Below are 2,203 nucleotides of genomic sequence, written 5' to 3' on the forward strand. Positions count from 1 at the left end.
ATCATCTATTGTTTTTGACATATTTGCTGTTAGTGTATTTGTCTTTTTTATACTTTTTTGCATAAACTCATCATCTAAATCTCCTACACTATATGCAAACTGTATATTTTGCATTACTAATCCTAATGCATTTAGTGGTTGTCTCCATTGATGAGCTATATTTCCTATCATCTCTCCCATTGCTGCTAACTTACTTTGTTGTATTAGTAACTGCTCTTGTTTTCTTTGTTTATCTATCTCTTCTTTTACTTTTTCATGTAACTGTTTTTGTATTTTATCTTGGTATGAAGTATGGATATATAAAATATATAATAATACTATAAATAAAGATGAGATTATTGTATTAAAAATCAATATCTGCTTTTGTCCTTTTAGATATATATCCTTTTTTTGTGAAACTTTTAGTGAAAACTTTATTTCATTATTATGATTGTAAAAATATAAATAAGAGTTAATATTTTTATCTTTTAGTATAGTATAAATACCTACTTTATGAAGATATTGACTTTTAATAAAATCATTTATTTTTTTTATTTTACTTTTGTCTACTTCTATTTTATTAAAAGTTGAAGAACTATTTAAACTACTAATTTTTAATCTTTTCCCTGCAAAGATATAACCTCTAATTTTACCAGTTGAATCTGTTTTTAAGATATTTGCTTTTACTGTATAAAAATATTCATTATTTATTTTTAGTATAGTTGCATGCTCTTCTTTATTGTATTTTTTTGTAAGATTACTAATAAAGTCGGATTTTTTTTCTTTTAATTTATAGGATTTATTAAAGTTTGAATAAACAGTTTCATAATTTAGATTCTGAAAAATCATAAAATCTAAACCTAAATCATGAAGAGTATTACTATTATTTCTAAAAAGGTCATAAATGTATTGTTGATTATTTGTATAGATAAAATCATATGTTTTATCCCATTTTGCATAATCATTAGTAATATTATAAATTGTTTGTAAATTATTATCTATTTTATTTATTAAAGAAGATAGATTTTTTTTATTTTCTCTTATTTCTAGTTTTTTGAAATCTTCTAAAAAGTAGTTATAACTTAAAATATTAAAAGTAATTAGGTATAAAATAAATATTATAAATATCAAATATTTATTTTTAAAAAATAGGTTCAATTTTTTTCCTTTCATTTATGTAAATTCTATCTTATTTATCTGTATTTATTTTAAGTTTAATATTAAATTTGCTTTAAGATTATTTTTAGATTTTTTCTGACTTTTTTAGACTATAATTATATAAAGATTTAAAAGTAGATTTATACTTAAAATCACTCTTTCCAAAATAGCATATATTAAAACTTCTTAAAGTATATGCTCAAATTTCAAATTAGTAGAGTAAAATGTATCAAATTAGTAATAAAATTTATTGTCCAAAAGAGATAATGCAGTTGCAAATGCCAACAAAATTGTTACCAAATCCATATTATGATTATCCTTTTTTAATCATTAAAGATTTTTTCTCAAAAGAGAATCTTCATCAATTAAATGAGATTTTAAGAGTTGATAAGGATGTAGAACAAGCAAAAGTTAGGAAAAAAGATATAAATATTATTGATAGAAAAATAGATAAATCAATTAGACAAACAAAAATACATAAACTTCCACATGAGTTTAAAACTTTGTATAAAAAACAGTTTATCTTTTATCAAAAACAAATAGAAGACTATTTTAGCTTGGCTTTGACAACTTCTACAAAACCACAAGTTTTAGAATATACAAAAGGTAGCTTTTATAAAGCTCATAGTGATGATTCAAATATGATACTAAAAAATAGCAAACTTGTAGGTTTTACTACTGTTGCACATCAAAGAAAGCTTACTACTGTACTTTTTCTAAGTGATGATTATGAAGGTGGTGAATTAGTTTTTAACTATTTATATGATGAAAATAAAAACATAATTAAACTAAGAGCAAATAGTGGTGATATGATAGTTTTTTTAAGCAATCCTGTATTTACTCATGAGGTTTTAGAAGTTACAAGTGGAAATAGATTCACACTTGTTCAGTGGCATGATGCACTTATAAATTAGGATAGAAAAACTTCTATCCTAAAAACTCAATAATATCAACAGCAGCAGTAGCACCATCACCAGCAGCACAAACCACCTGTTTAGCAGCATCAATTCTAACATCACCAGCAGCATAAAGACCAGGTAAAGAAGTTCTCATTTTTAAATCAACA

Annotated in this window: 2 protein-coding genes and 1 pseudogene; 1 reads left to right on the plus strand and 2 read right to left on the minus strand. The window is 23.1% G+C overall.

Features of this window, described 5'->3' with window-relative positions; genetic code table 11:
• Positions 1–1,137: CHASE4 domain-containing protein (locus CP960_RS12920; protein ID WP_322866844.1), on the minus strand; the 1,137-nt coding region annotated here is incomplete at its 3' end.
• 224 nt (positions 1,138–1,361) lie between these two features.
• On the opposite strand from CP960_RS12920, the gene CP960_RS12925 reads away from it, so the two are divergent.
• Positions 1,362–2,051, plus strand: a complete 690-nt coding sequence (locus CP960_RS12925; protein ID WP_101185901.1) for a prolyl hydroxylase family protein — start codon at positions 1,362–1,364, stop codon at positions 2,049–2,051.
• Positions 2,052–2,064: 13 nt separating this feature from the next.
• Here the strand turns inward: CP960_RS12925 and CP960_RS12930 are convergent.
• Positions 2,065–2,203: pseudogene (locus CP960_RS12930) on the minus strand (thioredoxin-disulfide reductase); the annotation flags it as partial.

The organism is Malaciobacter halophilus, from assembly GCF_002837275.1.
Lineage (GTDB): Bacteria > Campylobacterota > Campylobacteria > Campylobacterales > Arcobacteraceae > Malaciobacter > Malaciobacter halophilus.

Coding starts and splice junctions, on each gene's coding strand:
- CP960_RS12925 (WP_101185901.1), top strand. CDS start 1,362: ATGTATCAAATTAGTAATAAAATTTATTGTCCAAAAGAGATAATGCAG.